Below are 1976 nucleotides of genomic sequence, written 5' to 3'. Positions count from 1 at the left end.
CCTTCTGCGCCGTGCCCAGCGGCTCATAGCGCGGGTTAAGCATGGCGAAGAACGGCAAGGCTTCCCGGCCACGGACCGCCGCGACTTCGGCGTCGACGTCGAACCGGTCTTCCAGGACGGCCAGTTGCAGGGGGATGCCGATCTGGGGTGCAGCGAGGCCGACACCCGGCGCCTTGTGCATGACCCGGCGCAGCAGGTCGATCAGCCGGCCCAGCTCGTCGTCGTCGAGCTGGCCCGTGAACGGGACCGCCTGCTGGCGGAGCACCGGGTGGCCCACTTGAACGATGGGCGGCAACACCCCGGCGTTCAGGACCTGGTCAACAATTTCCTGGATGCGCTCGGCGCTGACATCCGCGGTGGGGGCGTTGTGGCCAGTGGAGTTCCTGGTGTCTGGGGACATGGAAACAGACTACTGGTGTCCGCATGCGGAAGTGACGAAATCGTAAATGCGTCCGCGCAGTTGAGCGCCGGCATCAATCTTGAGTTCTCCGTCCCGGCCGGCGACCGTCACCCGCACCGGCAGCAGCGTTCCTACTTTGTCGTCCGCGACGGCGTGCGCGTCGCAACGTGCCGGGCGGATGCCCAGCCGCAGCTCCCGCCCCGGTCCGGTGGCGTCGACGCGCACCCCGCTGGGCCAGGGAACGCCCGGATCCTCTTCCAGCAGCGTAGTCCCGCCGACACTGTTGATGGTCAGGGTCCCGTCTGCCCCGGCAGCGCCGCCCRACGGGTTCCGCGGGGTGACCAGGAGCCGCACGACGGCGGTCCGGCCGCCCGGTGCGAGTTCGAGGTCCGGGCTGAGCCGGATGTCGGCGACCGCGGCGGCGGCCTGGGCCACACACAGTTCGGCATTGTTCCGGGCCAGGACACCGAAGGGGTCCACCGCGGCCGCCGTGACCGGGATGCCCGTGGCCCCGGCGGATGCGAGCCGGACCTCGACGACGGCGGCCGGTGGCGCCGCCTGGCTGGACTGCGGGGCCTGGCTGGACTGCGTGGCCTGACCGGACTGCGTGGCCTGACCGCAGGACGCGGCAGGGAGCTGGGCGGGCAGGCTCTTGGTCTGGCCAGGCGGCAGTTCCGTTCCGGCTGCCGCCGACGTCCAGTTGATGCCGGCAGCAAATAGCGGGCTCTTCAGCCCGGCCGCGAGCACGGTGACGGGTTCGCTGCCGGTATTGGTCAGCTGGATCTCGATGATCTGCTTGCTGTAGTTGTCGCGGAACTGGTTGATCTCCGCGGTCAGGGGACCGGGCCCGGCCGACGCAGACGGCGATCCGCTGCCGCTGGCCGTGATGCCCGGGGCGGCGGCGCCCCCAGTGACGGCGCCAGACGTGACGGCGCCTGAAGTGACACTGCCGGGCGCTGCGCTGCACGAGACGGACGCGAGCACGGCCAGCACCACGGCGGACCAGCGGAGGGTCGGGGGAAGGCTGCCCATGCGGCCAGTGTAGGCCGCGGTACCGGCCGTCGGTACGGCCGGCATGCGTTCACCGTCCGCTGCCGCTGCGGCTACTGCATGGTGAAGCGGCGGGCCACCATCCGGTTGGCGGCTGGAACGGCGGCGACCGCGGCGACGGCGCCGTCGCGCGCTGCCAGCAGCCCACCCCGCAGCGGCCGGCCCAGCGCCATGTTGATCTCCGACTGCCGCACGGCCCGGACCGCCTGCCGCCTCCGGTTCCGCTCGAACACCGCAAGGCTGCTGCCGGCGCTGCTGCCGGCCACGGCTGCCGGCACCAGCGGTGCCAGTGCCAGTGCGTCGAGCCAGCCCAGGTTCATGCCCTGGCCACCAATCGGGCTGATCTCGTGTGCCGCGTCGCCGATCAGGATGCCGCGTCCGGTGACCATCCGGCGGACCAGACCGGAACGCACGCCGAAACCGCTGAGCATGGTGTTGCTCCCCGCGTCCACGCCGACGCCGGTCCGCCGCCGGACTTCCCGGGCCAGCCACGCGGCGTCCGGCGCAGCCCCGGCAGGGCCCAGCC

3 protein-coding genes are annotated in these 1976 nt (G+C 72.0%); all 3 read right to left on the bottom strand.

The genetic code is table 11. The annotated features are described in order from the left end of the window. The coding region (locus tag AB4Y86_RS17730; protein ID WP_441403470.1) for a peptide deformylase at window positions 1-400 on the bottom strand (400 nt) is incomplete at its 3' end. 9 nt (window positions 401-409) lie between these two features. Next, window positions 410-1432: a hypothetical protein gene (locus AB4Y86_RS17725; protein WP_441403469.1), complete on the bottom strand. Its 1023-nt coding sequence runs from the start codon at window positions 1430-1432 to the stop codon at window positions 410-412. A gap of 71 nt (window positions 1433-1503) precedes the next feature. After that, on the bottom strand, window positions 1504-1976 hold a 473-nt coding region (locus AB4Y86_RS17720; RefSeq protein WP_441403468.1), incomplete at its 5' end, for an FAD-dependent oxidoreductase.

The organism is Arthrobacter sp. 2YAF22_2, from assembly GCF_052114645.1.
GTDB lineage: Bacteria > Actinomycetota > Actinomycetes > Actinomycetales > Micrococcaceae > Arthrobacter.
Note: the sequence above shows the minus strand (reverse complement) of the source record. Positions and strands in the feature narration are given on the sequence as shown.